The 14420-nt window shown below is 67.6% G+C and carries 11 protein-coding genes and 3 pseudogenes; 6 read left to right on the top strand and 8 right to left on the bottom strand.

Going from position 1 to position 14420, the window contains the following annotated elements:
* The first annotated feature begins 160 nt into the window (after nt 1-160).
* Nucleotides 161-1005 (top strand): annotated as a pseudogene (locus ACWD04_RS29775) (helix-turn-helix transcriptional regulator).
* A gap of 100 nt (nt 1006-1105) precedes the next feature.
* On the top strand, nt 1106-1915 hold the full coding sequence (locus tag ACWD04_RS29770; RefSeq protein ID WP_451136842.1) for a transposase family protein: 810 nt from the start codon (nt 1106-1108) through the stop codon (nt 1913-1915).
* 11 nt (nt 1916-1926) lie between these two features.
* Here ACWD04_RS29770 and ACWD04_RS29765 read toward each other — a convergent pair whose 3' ends face one another.
* Nucleotides 1927-3006, bottom strand: coding sequence for a lytic polysaccharide monooxygenase auxiliary activity family 9 protein (locus ACWD04_RS29765; RefSeq protein WP_451136841.1), 1080 nt, complete (start codon nt 3004-3006; stop codon nt 1927-1929).
* 880 nt (nt 3007-3886) lie between these two features.
* Nucleotides 3887-4537: a TetR-like C-terminal domain-containing protein gene (locus ACWD04_RS29760; protein WP_451136840.1), complete on the bottom strand. Its 651-nt coding sequence runs from the start codon at nt 4535-4537 to the stop codon at nt 3887-3889.
* 216 nt (nt 4538-4753) lie between these two features.
* On the opposite strand from ACWD04_RS29760, the gene ACWD04_RS29755 reads away from it, so the two are divergent.
* Complete coding sequence (locus ACWD04_RS29755) at nt 4754-5680, top strand: NmrA family NAD(P)-binding protein (RefSeq protein ID WP_451136839.1); 927 nt, start codon at nt 4754-4756, stop codon at nt 5678-5680.
* Between the two features lie 114 nt (nt 5681-5794).
* Here the strand turns inward: ACWD04_RS29755 and ACWD04_RS29750 are convergent.
* Nucleotides 5795-6064 (bottom strand): annotated as a pseudogene (locus ACWD04_RS29750) (Tn3 family transposase); the annotation flags it as partial.
* A 278-nt stretch (nt 6065-6342) separates the two neighbouring features.
* Here ACWD04_RS29750 and ACWD04_RS29745 point away from each other — a divergent pair.
* Nucleotides 6343-6542, top strand: a pseudogene (locus tag ACWD04_RS29745) (mycothiol transferase); the annotation flags it as partial.
* Nucleotides 6543-7182: 640 nt separating this feature from the next.
* Here the strand turns inward: ACWD04_RS29745 and ACWD04_RS29740 are convergent.
* Nucleotides 7183-8103, bottom strand: a complete 921-nt coding sequence (locus ACWD04_RS29740; RefSeq protein WP_451136838.1) for a LysR family transcriptional regulator — start codon at nt 8101-8103, stop codon at nt 7183-7185.
* 170 nt (nt 8104-8273) lie between these two features.
* On the opposite strand from ACWD04_RS29740, the gene ACWD04_RS29735 reads away from it, so the two are divergent.
* On the top strand, nt 8274-9281 hold the full coding sequence (locus ACWD04_RS29735; RefSeq protein ID WP_451136882.1) for a DMT family transporter: 1008 nt from the start codon (nt 8274-8276) through the stop codon (nt 9279-9281).
* A gap of 643 nt (nt 9282-9924) precedes the next feature.
* On the opposite strand, the gene ACWD04_RS29730 is transcribed toward ACWD04_RS29735, so the two are convergent.
* The 3 genes from ACWD04_RS29730 to ACWD04_RS29720 form a co-directional block, all read right to left on the bottom strand.
* Nucleotides 9925-10413 carry an IS5 family transposase gene (locus ACWD04_RS29730; protein ID WP_451136881.1) on the bottom strand — a complete coding sequence of 163 codons (489 nt, stop codon included), beginning with the start codon at nt 10411-10413 and terminating at the stop codon, nt 9925-9927.
* Entirely contained in the window at nt 10395-10787 is a 393-nt protein-coding gene (locus ACWD04_RS29725) for a transposase (protein ID WP_451136837.1), read from the bottom strand. Before ACWD04_RS29725 ends, ACWD04_RS29730 begins: the two co-directional genes overlap by 19 nt.
* A 197-nt stretch (nt 10788-10984) precedes the next feature.
* On the bottom strand, nt 10985-11908 hold the full coding sequence (locus ACWD04_RS29720) for an aldo/keto reductase (RefSeq protein ID WP_451136880.1): 924 nt from the start codon (nt 11906-11908) through the stop codon (nt 10985-10987).
* Nucleotides 11909-12138: 230 nt separating this feature from the next.
* Between ACWD04_RS29720 and ACWD04_RS29715 the strand changes: the two genes are divergently transcribed.
* Nucleotides 12139-12774 carry an LAETG motif-containing sortase-dependent surface protein gene (locus tag ACWD04_RS29715; protein WP_451136836.1) on the top strand — a complete coding sequence of 212 codons (636 nt, stop codon included), beginning with the start codon at nt 12139-12141 and terminating at the stop codon, nt 12772-12774.
* Between the two features lie 172 nt (nt 12775-12946).
* Here ACWD04_RS29715 and ACWD04_RS29710 read toward each other — a convergent pair whose 3' ends face one another.
* On the bottom strand, nt 12947-13537 hold the full coding sequence (locus ACWD04_RS29710) for a hypothetical protein (protein WP_451136835.1): 591 nt from the start codon (nt 13535-13537) through the stop codon (nt 12947-12949).
* Nucleotides 13538-14420 lie beyond the last annotated feature (883 nt).

Below are 14420 nucleotides of genomic sequence, written 5' to 3'. Positions count from 1 at the left end.
CTGCCGCGGGGGGTTCGACTGGTTTTTCACCATGAGCTCCTTCTCGTGTCGGGGTATTGATCACCAGCCTGCGCGGGCCGGAGGAAGGAAGCCAGGACACCTCGTGCCTGGTATAGGGCACCCAGGCACACGGGTGGCGGGTGCGGCTTGGCCTGGAGGGGTGACCAGCCACGATCTCGGAGATTTCCTGCGCGCCCACCGCGCCCGCCTGCGCCCGGACGACGTCGGGCTCTCGCCTTCCACGGTGCGCGCCGGGTGGCGGGGCTGCGGCGGGAGGAAGTCGCCGTCCTGGCCGGGATGAACAGCGACTACTACGCCCGCCTCGAACAGGGCCGCGAGCGCAGCCCCTCTCCGCAGATCCTTGAGTCCATCAGCAGCGCGCTGCTGATGGATGACCAGGCGCGCGAGCACATGTTCCGGCTGGCCGGCACCGCGCCGGAAGGTGAGCGGCCGCAGCCTCGGGAAACGGTGAGTACGGCGCTGCGGCAGCTGCTGGACGGATACCCGACCGCGGCGGCGTTCGTCCTGAACCCGGCCAACGACTACTTGGCCTCGAACGCACTGGCCGACGCCCTGTTCTCACCGTTCGAGCGCATGGACAGCATGGCCCGCATGACGTTCCTCGACCCGGCCGCGCGGCGATTCTTCACGCAGTGGGGGCGGGCGGCGGAGGCGGTCGTTGCCACTGCGCTACGCCACGGGCCTGGACCCGCACTACCGGCGCCTGCACGACCTGGTCGCCTCCCTGACCGAGGCGAGCGAGGAGTTCGCCGCCCTGTGGTCCTCGCACGCAGTCCACGGCAAGACCCGTGACGCCAAGGACCTCCTCCACCCCGACGTCGGGCCTCTCGCCCTGCGACCTACCAGACCTTCGACGTCCGCGGAGCGCCGGGCCAGCAGTTGGTGATCTACCACGCCGAACCGGGAAGCCCCAGCGGTCAGGCGCTGTCCTTGCTCGGCAGCCTGCACGCCACCCACCGCCAGCAATCCGCCACGGAGCAGTAGCGTCCCGACATGCAGGTGAGCCCGTCGCACGACTGTGCGGTGGGTTCACCTGTGCAAAGGGCGCGGCTACTCGGGAAGCTGGTGGCGCAGGGCCGGCAGGGTGAGCAGCACGCCCAGCACGCCCAGCACGCCCAGCACGCCCAGCACGAGTGCCGCGACGCGCGGGATGGTGCCCGGAGCTCTGGCCGACCTCGGCTTCGTCGGCCTCGACGATGCTCCGGTCATCATCACCGGCCGCAAGGCGCCCCGCTCCCACCGCCTCACCGACGCCGAGAACAAGGCGAACCGGCTGGTCAGCCGCGAACGCGCCGCCATCGAGCACGGCTTCGCGAACCTGAAGACCTGGCGCATCCTGACCAAGGTCCGCATGGACGCCCCATCACACCACCACGCTGCTACGGGCCCTGCTCGTTCTGGCGAACTGCGACGTCCAGCGGTGACAGACGATCACCCGACGACGATCACTCCGCCTGCCAGCACGAGGACCGCACCACAGGCTCACACCAGTACCGCGAACTGCGAGTTCAAGGTGAAACGATCCCGTTGGGTGAAGGTGAGCGAAGCCTCGCCAGCAATGTCCTCAAGCCGGTCGAAATCCTCCGGCAGCACGTCGAGCAGGAAGTGCTCGACTGCCGGCCCCCTTGATCAGGACGACGCAGCGGTAACAGGGTTTGGGAGGATGCTCAAGAAACATCGCTCGCGGAGACCTCGTCGCATCGTCGGTCAGGTACTGATCAAGCCAACCAGGCTCGCGTTCCCTGACGAGGTTGAGGCGCTCGCTCTTGAGTCCTTCTGGCCTGACGCGACGCAGAAGGACATAACCACGAGGTCCCGCCCGGTCGAAGTGATCGGGCGGGATCTGGTCAACCGCTCCCGAGCCGGCTCAAGAACAGCTGAGGTCAGGCAGTAGTGTCCTTGAGGTCACCTCAGCTGCACGTCGCAGGTGGATGCGAAGAACTCGCCCGTCTTGCCTCCGTTGTCGCCGTCGGGGGTGTCGGGGCCGCCGTGGCCGCCCCAGATGTGCACGACGGCTGCCCTGCCGGTCCGACGCGGGAAGGTGGCGAACTCCCACTTGTCGGATTCTTCTTCCCTGTGCGAGCCCTGGACCTCGACCATGAAGGGGGTCGGTTCGAGGTCCTGCCAGCTCAGGCCACTACGCGGATCCCAGCTGTCACGGGTGATGAACCATCGGTGGGACCAGGACTCCGACGTGTGGTAGGCCGTGTAGTCGTAGGTGAAGGTCTGGCTGGGGGCGGAGGTGTCCAGCTCGGTGAGGGGCCACTCTCCCAGTGTGGCGTCCGGCGCCAGGTCCAGCCCGCGGAAGGCCGGGTTGCCCGTAGACGGGACGGTGCTGTCCTGGAAGAACTTGCGGTACTCCAGATACTTCAGGGCGTTGTTCCACGGGTAGTCGGCGAGCATCCGTTCGGCGCCGGGCACCACCTCCTGCCAGACGGTGCTGGTGTTCAGGTTGCGGGCCTCGACGCAGATCTTCGCGGGATCCTCGTCCCGGATCGCGGCGGCCGCGCGGCTGCGCGGATGGTTGACGGTGCCGTGCCGCGGTGCCGCGCCCTTGCCCTGGGGGGTCTGCCGTGGCTGTTGCGGGGACGACCAGGGCCGGGAACGCGCCGGGGTCACGGCCACCTCGTTGGTGAACGGCGTGAACTGGCCGTCGACCTTGGCACGGATCTTCACTCTGTACTCGCGGCCCGGCTCCTCGCCCAGGTCCACCCAGTGGGAGTTGGACGGCGCCCAGTCCCAGGCCGGCCAGTAGAGGAAGACGGTCTGCCTGGCCTTGCCGTTGATCCACACCTCGTAGACGTGCGGGTAGGGCGCCTGGCCGTCGTTCCAGTCCGCCGGGGGAGGCCACGTCCCCTGCTCGGGACTGTTGCCGCCGATCTGCCACCGCAGGCTGATGCCGTACATCGTGTGCGGGCCGTCAGCGCGGTGCCTGACGTCGGCGCGAAGGCCGGACGGTGCCGAGTTCTGAGAGTTGCCGCTCAAGAGGTCCTCTTCCTGGAGATGCGTCCCACGGGGGACTTGATACCTGACGCACAGTGACGCACGTCCAGGCCTCGACACGCCCGGCAAGGACCTGCGGTCACCCATCCGTGTGGCCCATGACCGAATGAGCACCCGTCGGGAGCCTCGCGGAATCCATGCGAGGTAGGCACCGGTTGACCCGGGTGCAGTTGACGGGGAGCCGACCCCTCTTGTGACGCTCCGCTGCCAACTCACAGAAGTTGCGCCAGAGCCCGAGTCTCGACAGCGTTTATCAGCGGCTCGGAAGGTGCCCGGATCAGGCCGGGCCCGTTGTTCACGAGAATGGGAGGCGCCCTGAAGGGTCGGCTTGCTCGTTCGAACAGGGTCAGGACAGCCGGCCGGAAGGGGCCACCAGCCGTGCTCGGGCCGCAGCTGATCATGCGCCACTCTTTGCCGGGTTAGGTGAAAGTGCGTCAGGGCGTCGTGTGGCGCGCTAACGTCCCAGGTCACGCAGTCTGCTCCCCGCGCACGCGGGATGGTCCCCGCGATCAAGGCCGCGAACTATCTGCGGGACCCCTGCTCCCCGCGCACGCGGGATGGTCCCACCGGGGCCGCTGTCGGACCGATCCCCCTGGGCTACTCCCCGCGCACGCGGGGATGGTCCCCCGAGCTACGCCGGCCGCCGAGTGTTCCAGGGCTGCTCCCCGCGCATGCGGGGATGGTTCCGGTTCCAAGTCCGGCACCGTCATCAAGGCCGGCTGCTTCCCGCGCGCTGGGGATGTCTGTCCCGGAGCTGGAGCATGTCATTGGCGGGGGTGGCTGGGCTGTGTATCGCGTATGGGTCATGGTCTGCAGGGGCCGAGCAGGCATGGCGCGGGTTCGGGAAGCCGGCCGAGGGGTTTCAGTCGGTGGTGGTGGGGTTGATGAGGGGCAGCAGTACCTGGTCTACCAGGCGGGCTATTCCGTCGACGTCGAGGACGGCGCCGAGCAGGTCCTCCTGGAGGACCATCACTCCGACGGCTGCGGCGATCTCCATCCTGTCCGGTGCCAGCAGGAGCTCGGCCCTGTCCGCGGTGATCTCGCCGCGTTCTTGGGCGCGGTGGAGGCAGGCGGCGATTCCCTCGCGCTGCCCGGTGATGTAGCGCTCGCGCAGGGTGTCGGTGATCTGTGGGTGGGAGCCGGTGGCGGCGGCCAGCACGGCCGAGAAGCGACGCCCTTGGGGCTGCAGGCACGCGGAGCTGTGGGTGAGCGTGGCGATGAGGTCCTCGCACAGTGTTCCATCGGCCGTCATCTCGGCCGGAGCGGCGGGGAGCATGAGGCTTTCCAGTGCGTCGGCGACCAGGTCCTCGCGTGAGGCCCAGCGGCGGTAGACGGTGGCCTTGGCCACCTCCGCGCGTGCGGCCACCGCGGCCATGGTGAGATCCGCGTACCCGTTCTCGATGATCAGGTCCAGGACTGCTTCGATGATGCGGGTATTGCGCGTCTCGTCGCGGACGGGCCCGAAGGCGCCACTGGGGCGCTGGCGTCCAGCGGGGCGGGTTGTCCTGGTCATACGCACGACGGTACTGCATCCCCTTCCACTGCCACCGGGCCCTCCTGCCCTTCCCGCGGGTAGTCGCGGGAAGGGCCGTGGCACCGCCTTTACATCTTCGCTCAGGCAGACGATCAACTAGGAACACCAAGACTCGATACTCTACAGTCTTTAGTTATCGGGTGTGTTCGTGCCCGTATGCCGACAACACATGACCAACCGAAGGCAAGGCGCGCTATGACACATAACGACAGGGCGAAAGTACTGGTCACCGGAGCAACAGGGATGCAGGGCGGCGCCGCCGTCCAGGCACTCCTGCGCGCGGGACACCCCGTAACCGCATTCGTCCGCAACCCCTCCTCCGCTCCCGCCCAGGCGCTCGCCCGGCAGGGCGTCGCCCTCGCGACCGGGACCATGGACGACCCCGCATCCCTGGAGGCTGCCGGATCCGGACACGACGCGGTCTTCTCCATGCAGATGCCGGGCGTCGACCCGGCCGATCCAGGCGCCGAGCAGCGCCAGGCCCGCAATATCGCCACCGCGGCCAAGCGGGCCGGCATCACTCAGATCATCCACACATCCGTGTCCGCGACCGGATGGCGCAGCCAGCACCCGGACATCGAGGACATCCACCCTGTGACAACGGCGTACTGGGACGAGAAGGAGGCCGCGGAGGACGCGATCCGGCAGTCGGGCCTGGAGCACTGGACCATCTTCAAGCCCGCCTTGTACATGGACAACTTCCTTCCGCCCAAGCGGGACTTCATGTTCCCCGACCTGCCTCAGGGCAAGCTGGTCACCGCTGCGAGCCCGGAAGCCGTGCTGGCGCTCATCTGCGCGGACGACCTCGGAGCGGCTGTCGCCGCCGCCGTGGCCGAGCCCGAAAAGTTGCACGAATCCGAGATCGAGTTCGCGGGCGACGCGCTGACCCACACCGAGATCGCGGACACCCTCTCCAAGGCCACCGGCCGCGAGATCACCGCCGTCTTCATCTCCCGGGAGGAGCAGGATCAGCGCCTCGGCGCACCCACGACGGACAGCCAGATCTGGAACGACCGCGTCGGCTACCCCGCACGCCCCCACCACGCCGCCCGCTACGGCCTGACTACGACCACCTTCGAGCAGTGGGCAGCACAGCAGGACTGGACTATCCCGGCCGCCTGAACTTCGGCAGCCCTCCAGCTTCACTGCGCAGCGGTTTCCCGGAGGCGCTCCGCCGCCGGGACCACCACCTCCTGCGCGAGGACCACCGCGTCCCAGCGGATCCTCGGCACCGGCTCAGTCCTCGCGGCCGTCGTCGTCCTCGTCCAGCTCCGGCGCGTCCGGGTCGCGCAGCGGATGCAGGGCGCCGGCCGCCGGGGTGGAGGCGGTGAAGCTGTAGCGGCCGAGCAGGTTCAGGTTCCGGTGCTTGAGCGGGGAGAGCCGGGCGATGTCCTCCTCCCGGAGCTCGTGGCCTTCGGCCCGGAGCTGGGCGACGGCGGCGTCGATGTACTTCGTCGTCCAGAGGACGATGGCGTTGAGGACCAAGCCGAGCGCGCCGAGCTGGTCTTATCCGAACTAGCCCAGCACAAGGGAGAGTTGCCGATTCCTCGGGCTCCGTAAAGGAACGCGGCTTTAGGCAAGTTGGGCTTCCGCGGCTCGTCGGGCGTGTCGCGGAAGCCTCTTGTGGTGTTACTGAGGTCGCAGTTCAAGGCGTCGACGCAGCGACATCACCCATCAAAAGACGAGGGCCCGCCCCGCGGCATCATTCGAAGATCACCAGTTCATCGCGGACGAGCCCGTCACTCAGGTGCCCCCTCCCGACTTCCCTGGTAGCCTGCGCCGCCATGTCATCGGAACTGGAACGCCCCCCGCGCCAAGCAGATGAACGCACTGCGCTCATCGGCTGGCTGGACCTGCAGCGGCAGATTCTGCGCTGGAGATGCGAAGGGCTGAGCGACGAGGACGCGCGCCGCCCGGTCATCCCGACCTCACCGGACATGACGATGGTCGGTCTATCTCCCACATGCGCTGGACCGAGCACACTCAGCACACACGGTCAACGACACGACCGATCAAGAAGACACGCCATCGCAGACCGCACATGACCAAGCCCTACTAGCCCTTCACGCACATGCCTCCAGTCCCGTTGCATCGAAAACTGTCAGCATAGGCCCGCGTCCGCCCGGCGCGGGAGCAGCCGTAGGCGGCGACTCTCAGCGTGCGCAGGCGGCCCGCGGGGCGGAGGTCGGTCAGCAAATTGCGGTAGGGGTCGAACGCCCGGCGGTCCTGGGACGGCGCGGAGGGATGCTCACCGTGCAGGGTCAACTGGGCCAGTGAGGTTTACCCTTCAAACGTGAGTATGGCATAACCCCATCGGGGGGTGCCGTAATCACCCCAGCCGCGTAAGCCCGCCAGGCGGCACTGGCCGCGGCATACCAGCGACCGGCGACCGACGCCGCCATGGACTCCGGCTTCGGTCGATACGCCGAGATCAATGTACCCGCCGGCCGGAGGCCAAGCGGCTGCGGCTGGCGGACTCCGGCCAGGCCGGGGTCAGCGCCCCGGAGGCTGGACCTGAAGATTTCCTCCAGCGTCGTATCCCTGGACCGTTGCACCTGCCGCTCACAGTGCCTGACATGTGCCAACGCCACCGGTGATGTCGGCATGCTCCACACGGGCGGCGGTCAGTTCACCCGAGGCCCATCGGGCGGGTCGGCCGCGGCGGCCGCATCCCGCAGCGCGTGCAACAGGCCCCGCAGGGACGGCTGGTCGAGGGCGATCTCCCGAACAAGCGCCGAGATCACCCGGACCGGTTCGGGGTTGCGGACCGGGCGTACGACGACGCCGGGGTGTTGGCTGCGCAGCCCCAGCCTCGGCATCAGCCCGACACCGAGGCCGGCCGCGACGAAGCCCTGCGCGGTGGCGTAGTCCTCGCTCTGGATGACGAAGTCGGGGCTGAAGCCGGCCGCGGCGCAGGAGTCGATCACAGGTTCCAGGCATGGACCTGGCGGCTCGCTGCCCACCCACTGCTCGCCGGCGAGCTGGTTGAGGTCGATCACCTCTGTGTCGGCGAGTGGATGACCGAGCGGCAGGACGGCGGCGTACGGGTCCTCGACGAGGCGGATGAGCCGGAAGCCCTCGCCAGTGCGGTCCCGTGCCTGGACGACCACGGCCAGGTCTGCCCGGCCCCGTACCACTCCCTGGAACGAGTCCTCGGAGTCGGCAAGTTCCAGGTCGACGCGGACACCGGGGTGCCCGGCGCGCAGCCGGGCGAGGGCGGGCGCCACCAGCGTGGAGCCCGCCGTTGCGAAGTAACGGACCGACAAACGCCCGGTGCGCCCGGCACGGAGATCAGCGAGGGCGGTCTCCGCCTGGGCGACCGCCGAACTGATCAGGGCCGCGTGCTCGGTGAGCAGCAGGCCGGCCGCCGTGGGCCGCACGCCGCGGCCGACCCGCTCGAGGAGCGCCGTACCGGCCTGCTTCTCCAGTGCCGCCACCTGCTGGCTGACGGCGGATGGTGTGTAGCCGAGGTGCGCTGCCGCGGCGGTCACCGTGCCGCTGGTGACCACCGCACGCAGGACCTGGAGTCGCCTCACATCAAGCATGTAGCACAGCTTAACAAACAAGGTGGAATCATTTGCTTGTCCTCAAAGCCTGGGCGGGGCACATTCGAAGGATCCGGACCGGACCGCACTCCGGCCCTTTCGCCGAACCGAACGCCCGACCACATGGAGGAAGCGTCGTGAACAGCAGTACAGGGAGTTTGCGGGGCGGAATGCGGGTGGCTGTACTCGCTCTGCTGTGGGGATCGACTTTCCTCTGGATCGAGCTGGCACTGCGAGGGCTCTCTCCGCTCCAGGTCACGCTTGCCCGTTGCGTCCTCGGAGCGCTCGTCCTCACCGTCTTCTGCTACGCGACCGGCCAACGCCTGCCGCAGGGTCGTGACCTCTGGCGCCACATCGTCATCGCGGGCTTCTTCTGCAACGCCCTGCCCTTCGCGCTCTTCAGTCTGGGCCAGCAGACCGTCGACTCCGGCCTCGCCGGCGTCCTGAACGCCACAACCCCGCTCTGGTCGATCGCCCTCGGTCTGGCCCTCGGCTCGGAACGCGAACTGCGCCCTGTACGCCTCGCCGGGCTCCTGCTCGGCTTCGGCGGCACCGTGGTCATCTTCGCCCCCTGGCAGACCACCGGAGCCACCGGCTGGGGCACCCTTGCGATCCTCGGCGCGGCCGCCAGCTACGCCGTCGCGTTCACGTACATGGGCCGCACCCTCGTCGGCAAGGGCATCCCCACCATCTCGCTCTCCACAGCCCAGCTCATCGCCGCGAGCGGACTGACCGCCGTCGCGATGCCGATCGGCGGCCTGGAGTCGATCGACGTCGGCCCGACCGTCCTGATCGCGGCCGTCGTTCTCAGCGTCTTCTGCACCGCGATCACCTTCCACCTCACCTACCGGATCATCAACGACGAGGGTGCCACCAGCGCCGCCGTGGTCGGCTATCTGCTGCCCGTGGTCTCCGTGCTCCTCGGCGCGGTCGTCCTGGGGGAGAACCTCAGTGTCCGGGTCGTCCTGGGCATGGCCGTCGTCCTCGTCGGTGTCGGGATGACACGGCGCAACAAGGGGGCCGCGGCCTCGGCGAATGAGGAGGCCCCGGAGAACGAGGCGCCCGGTGCGGGGGGAAGCGGTCGCGGTCGCGGTCCTCTCCGATCCGGCGGCGCCGCGTACGCCGCCGGCGGGCCAAGCCCTCTGAACGTGAGCAGCACGAGAACTCCCGCCGGCTGACTTGCAGGCCTGAGCTGCCCTGAGAAGCTGTTGTCTTTCCGTACTTGATCGCTGACTTTCTGCTGGTCAGGCATGGTGTGGCGGGTTCTGTGGCAGACAGGACACGTCGTGTCATCTTGGTCGTGGAGGTTCGGGGATGCCGTCGGTGGTCGGTTTGCGGGAGGAGCGGGAACGGGGTGCCCGGCAGCGGGTTGAGGTATTGCGTGAGGAAGCGGACCGGGTCCTTGCCGAGCTGCGTGACGCGGAGCTGTTCTGGGAACGGTTCGTGACTGCGCGGGAGGTTCTCGTCGAGGTTCTCGCTGGTCCAGGCGGTGGTGCTGACGTCGAGGAGACGGCCGTGCCGGTTACGGAGAACACTGCCCCGACGCCGACGCCGACGCCGACGCCGACGCCGACGCCGAAGGGCGGGAGGGTGCCGGGGTCGGTGGTGCCGGTCAGGGGTGAAGGCGTCGAGGTGTCGGGGCTGTCGCCGGACTATCAGCGGATCGTCGGGGTCCTGGCCGCCTCTTCGGCGGCGTTGGCCTGCGGGGAGATCGCTTCGGCGCTCGGCCTGGAGCGCGTGCCGGCGAAGGTCGAGGGGGTGCGGTCGAAGGCGGCCCGGACGGCGGAGCGGGCTGGCTGGTCAAGGAACCGTCGGGGCGGTTCACGCTTGTGCCCGGGCTGCGAGGCGGCGGGTCATGAGCATGGTCATCGACCACAGGATCATCGCCTCGGACGTGTCGGGCCGCCGCTCGTAGTCGCGGGCCAGCCGGCGTGAGCGCATCAGCCAGCCGAACGTCCGCTCCACCACCCACCGGCGCGGCAGCACCACGAAGCCGGAGACGTCATCACTGCGTTTGATCACGGTGACGACCAGGTGCAGGACGGCCAGGGCCCAGGTGATCAGGGTTCCGGTATAGCCTCCGTCGGCCCATAGTTTGGTGATCGTGGGGAACCGCTCACGCAGGGCGGGCAGCATGTCGGTGGCTGTCTGTCGGTCGGTGACGTCGCCCGCGGTCACGTTGATCATCAGCAGCAGGCCGGCCGTGTCGCAGATCAGATGCCGGCGCCTGCCGTTGATTTTCTTGCCTCCGTCGTAGCCCCGGCTGTCGGCGCCGACGACCGCGTCGGCCTTTACGGGCTGCGAGTCGATGACCGCGGCCGTCGGTCTGCTTCCCGCCCGGCCTGCTCGCGGACCTTCCCACGCAGCCGGTCGTGGAGCTCAGCGATCAGTCCGGCCTCGCGCAGCTCCTTGGCGAAAAACACGCTGGCAGCCTTCAGGATCTCGTTCGCTCGCCGCAACTCAGCTGTTTCTTTGCGGAGTTGTACGAGTTCGGCTCGCTCGGCAGAGGTGAGCAGATCGGGCCGACTGCCGCGGTCGGCCTCGGCCTGGCGGACCCACAGCCGCAATGCTTCCTTGTGGACACCGAGGTCCCGAGCCACCTGGGCGACCGGACGGCCAGAGTTCTGTACTTCACGGACGGCTCGCTCGCGGAGCTCGTCAGGATACTTCCGGGGTGCGGGCATCAGACCTGTGCTTCCCATCTGCCGGGGCGATCATGCCCGGCTTCAGGGCCGCTACGAAATCCGGCTCAGCTCATTGCATACGTGAGCCCACCAGTACCAAGGCCGTGGCAGGCTTATGCCTTCGGATGGTTCAGCCTCTGCCTTGTTGCCCGTTGGCCGACCACGCACTCCTCAGGCCTCGATCGCCGGGCAGCGGGTTAACGGGGATCTCCTGCAACGTCCTCGGGCGGTGTGGCGCGGGCGAGTTGTTGTTGCTGGTCACCGTCCCACACCAGTCGTGCCGCCTCCACGTGCTCCCGCAGGTGCTCCCGGACGTGCGTGCCGGGAATGGCCACTATGTCGGCACCTGTTCCCAGCAGCCACGCCAATGCAGCCTGCTCTGTGCTCACTCGGTGGCTCCGCGCAATTTCCTCCAGTTGGCGCAGCAACCGCAGGTTCGACTCGAAAAGGCTCTGCTCGAAACGGGGAAACCGAAACTTCAGGTCATCTTCCCGGTGGTGGTCGGCCGCCGAGCTGAGGGGTCGGGTGAGGAGACCGCGCCCCATTGGGGAAGAGGCCACGAATCCGATATCAAGTTCTCGGGTCGCTGCCAACACACCGTTGACCTCGACTCGTCGGCTGAAGAGAGAGAACTCCGTCTGTACCGCGGACAACGGTGCGCAGGCGTGAGCGCGCCGAATGGTGGCCACGGACGCTTCGCCGATGCCGAGGTAGCGGATCTTCCCGGCTGTGACGAGTTCGCTCAGGGCGCCGAAGGTCTCCTCGACCGGCACCTGCGGGTCGACCCGGTGCTGGTAGTAGAGGTCGATGTGGTCGGTACGCAGATGCCGTAGCGCCCGTTCCACACTGCGTCGCACATAGGCTGGAGCCCCAGTCGGGCCGCCGGTCACGTTTCCTTCGTCGTCCAGCTGTGCGCCACCGAACTTGCTCGCGATGATGGCCTCGTCACGGCGTCCGGCCAGGGCCCGGCCCAACAACCTCTCACCCCTGAAGGGCCCGTAGACGTCCGCGGTGTCGAACAGGGTGACCCCCATGTCGAGCGCTGTCCGTACTGTGCGTGTCGACTCGTCCTCATCTGCGGCACCGTGGGCGCCAGTCATTCCCATGCAGCCGAGGCCCACCGAGGAGGTCGCCAGGCCGCACCGCCCGAGTACGCGTTTCTCCACTACCCTCACCACAATCACACTGTTATTCGGATTCCGAAGCTACAGCACACTATGCCGCATACGATGGTGGAGCCGCGGCCCGCATTTGGACCGAGCCCGTTACGGCACGTGTGGGCACAGGCGTGCAGACAGTACTGTGCGGTCCACCGCCAACCCGACGGTGTGATCGTACGAAGGAAGAATCCATGACCATTCCCAACAGATCGTGGCGTGGCGCGGGAGCGTTTGCGGCCACCGCGGTTGTCGCCCTGGTCGGCGGGGCCGTCTCCGCAGGTCAGGCCGCAGCTCACACCCCCATCTGGGCCGTGACCTGCTCCGAGGTCACCCTTGACCTGACGGCCTACTCCGGTGGGGCCGTCAATGAAGTCACAGTCTCTGTCGAGGGTGGTGAGGAACTACTCCCCACGACGAAGTTCGGCCGGGAGTACCGCACGACGACCCCCCTTCAGCTTCCCGCGCACGAAGAGGAGCTGACTATCCGTCTCGTCATCAAGGCGGGCGACGACGACAAGTTCTCGCGCAACGAGTCGAAGGCGGCCCCGGTGTGTGAAGGCAGCACGCCGCCGAGCGCGCCGACTCCGTCGGAGACGCCGAGCACGGAGCCGTCTGTTTCGGTGCCACCCGAGCCAAATGCCACCCCGAGCGAGACCGCCACGGAGACGGCGCCGGCCCCGGCCGAGCCGAGCGCCAGCGCACCGGGCCTGGCCGAGACCGGTTCGTCCTCCGTCACTTCCGTCATCGGCGGCACCGCGGTCGCGGTCCTGCTCGCCGGCAGCGGCATCCTGTGGTCTGTCCGCAAGCGCCGTACCACGCAGGACTGACGCATCCCAGGTAGTACGGCCGACAGGGCGTGCTGCATCAACTCTGATGCAGCACACGCCCCCATTGCGTTCCGCGCTCCCTCCAGCGGGGGAGCGCGGACTGCTCGTTGACCGGCCCGGGGTGCCCTGTGCGCCCTGGCACGGGTCGCTCTGCGTGTCTCAGGGCAAAAGTTCAGTTGAGCTGCCCGAAGGTCACCGCGGTCACTACAGCTCCGAGAGCAGCGCCCGCGATGGTCTGCGCCGTGGTGTGATCACGTAGTGCCACCCGGGACCAGCCGACTGCGGCAACTCCCAGTGCCAGAATGGTCATTTCTGCACCGAACACAATGATGAGGATGACGACGGTCCCGGCGGCCACCGCAGTGTGCACCGAGATTTTCCACATGACGGTGACGGCCGTGGTCGCCATGAGGCCCGCGAGCATCGCCACTACCAGTGCGAAAACCTCGCGGGGTGCATCAAACACGGCCAGGAGCGTTACGCCTACCAGGACCGACCCCATCGCGACGCTCAGCGGAACCGCGCGTTGCGTCCGCTCCCTGAGGTGCTTGTCCGTCCAGTGGCCGAGCCTGACCCCGAGCAGAATGACGGCAAACGGCAAGCCTCCGCAGAACAGGGCAGCGAGAAGCCCCCATCCGACTCCCTCCCAATTGCCGGTGCTGTGCCAGCCTATGAGGGGAAGAACGCCCATCACCAGGTATGCGGGAGCAAGTACGTCGGTCACCGCACGGGCAAGACGGACGGGCTGTTCGGTGCGACTCATGCGATGTCCTGACTCTTTCATGCGGCACAGGCTGCTTTACGGTTGACAGGTGGGCCCCGCGAGGCACCCTTCCGATGCTGGAACTCCGCTCCGGCGTGCCACGCTCCGACGAACCGACGAGCGGTACACCGAGGTTGTACTGCTGCGTGTACCCGTATCGGAAGTGACACGTTGTGGCGTCGTATGCCGAGTCGCCCACTCGTTCTAGGCCATTGATCATACGCGGCGTGCCGGTCCGGCCCAGCTCACGCAGTCGATCTTCCGCATTGCGGAAACTAGGTCCGCAGGACTGGAAGCAGAGGTGTGGCACCGGCGAGTGAAAAAATGTCCGGGAAATGAACATGCTTCGCGCCTTGTGAGCACCCTCGGACCGAGCAGACGTACCAGCGAGGCATCGCACTGTGGCCGTGTGTGCGTGGCGCGAAGCAGGGTGTTCGACGTGTCCGGCTTGTACCTCGAGCTGCTGAGCCGCAGATGGGAGCCAGTGGCCGGGCACCCTCAGGGCTTTGTTTGACCAGATCGTGGGCGATTTTCATCCGCAGCGCCCAAGGTGGCGTCCCCTCGGACGCCTTGCCCCCAGCGCGGTGCGTGGCCGTAGCCGGCCCACCTGGAAATGCCGCCTCTGAGCTTCTGCGCGCAGTTGCCTTGGGTCTGTTGTTTCGCGTAGTCAAAAGGTTGGGATAACACTGTATGTTGCGTCCAAGTGCAACCTGGATGTTGCGCTGAATGATGGCCGGTCGGACCGATCTCTCCTAGATGTTTCCGTGTTGTTTCCCTATCCTTTTTCCTGCGTTGGGGGGTGTGTGTTGTGGGTGATGGGCCGTCGGTGGATGGGTTGTTGTTGGTGTTGACGGGGATGCGGCGTCCGAGGGCGGATGGGGGG

It is taken from the genome of Streptomyces sp. NPDC002911, from assembly GCF_053591835.1.
This window is presented reverse-complemented; position numbering and strand designations above follow the sequence as displayed.

What these genes read in the sequence shown, in the direction of transcription:
- ACWD04_RS29760 (WP_451136840.1), bottom strand. Translation starts at nt 4,537, where the DNA reads ATGACCAGGACAACCCGCCCCGCTGGACGCCAGCGCCCCAGTGGCGCC.
- ACWD04_RS29755 (WP_451136839.1), top strand. Translation starts at nt 4,754, where the DNA reads ATGACACATAACGACAGGGCGAAAGTACTGGTCACCGGAGCAACAGGG.
- ACWD04_RS29740 (WP_451136838.1), bottom strand. Translation starts at nt 8,103, where the DNA reads ATGCTTGATGTGAGGCGACTCCAGGTCCTGCGTGCGGTGGTCACCAGC.
- ACWD04_RS29735 (WP_451136882.1), top strand. Translation starts at nt 8,274, where the DNA reads ATGCGGGTGGCTGTACTCGCTCTGCTGTGGGGATCGACTTTCCTCTGG.
- ACWD04_RS29725 (WP_451136837.1), bottom strand. Translation starts at nt 10,787, where the DNA reads ATGCCCGCACCCCGGAAGTATCCTGACGAGCTCCGCGAGCGAGCCGTC.
- ACWD04_RS29715 (WP_451136836.1), top strand. Translation starts at nt 12,139, where the DNA reads ATGACCATTCCCAACAGATCGTGGCGTGGCGCGGGAGCGTTTGCGGCC.
- ACWD04_RS29710 (WP_451136835.1), bottom strand. Translation starts at nt 13,537, where the DNA reads ATGAGTCGCACCGAACAGCCCGTCCGTCTTGCCCGTGCGGTGACCGAC.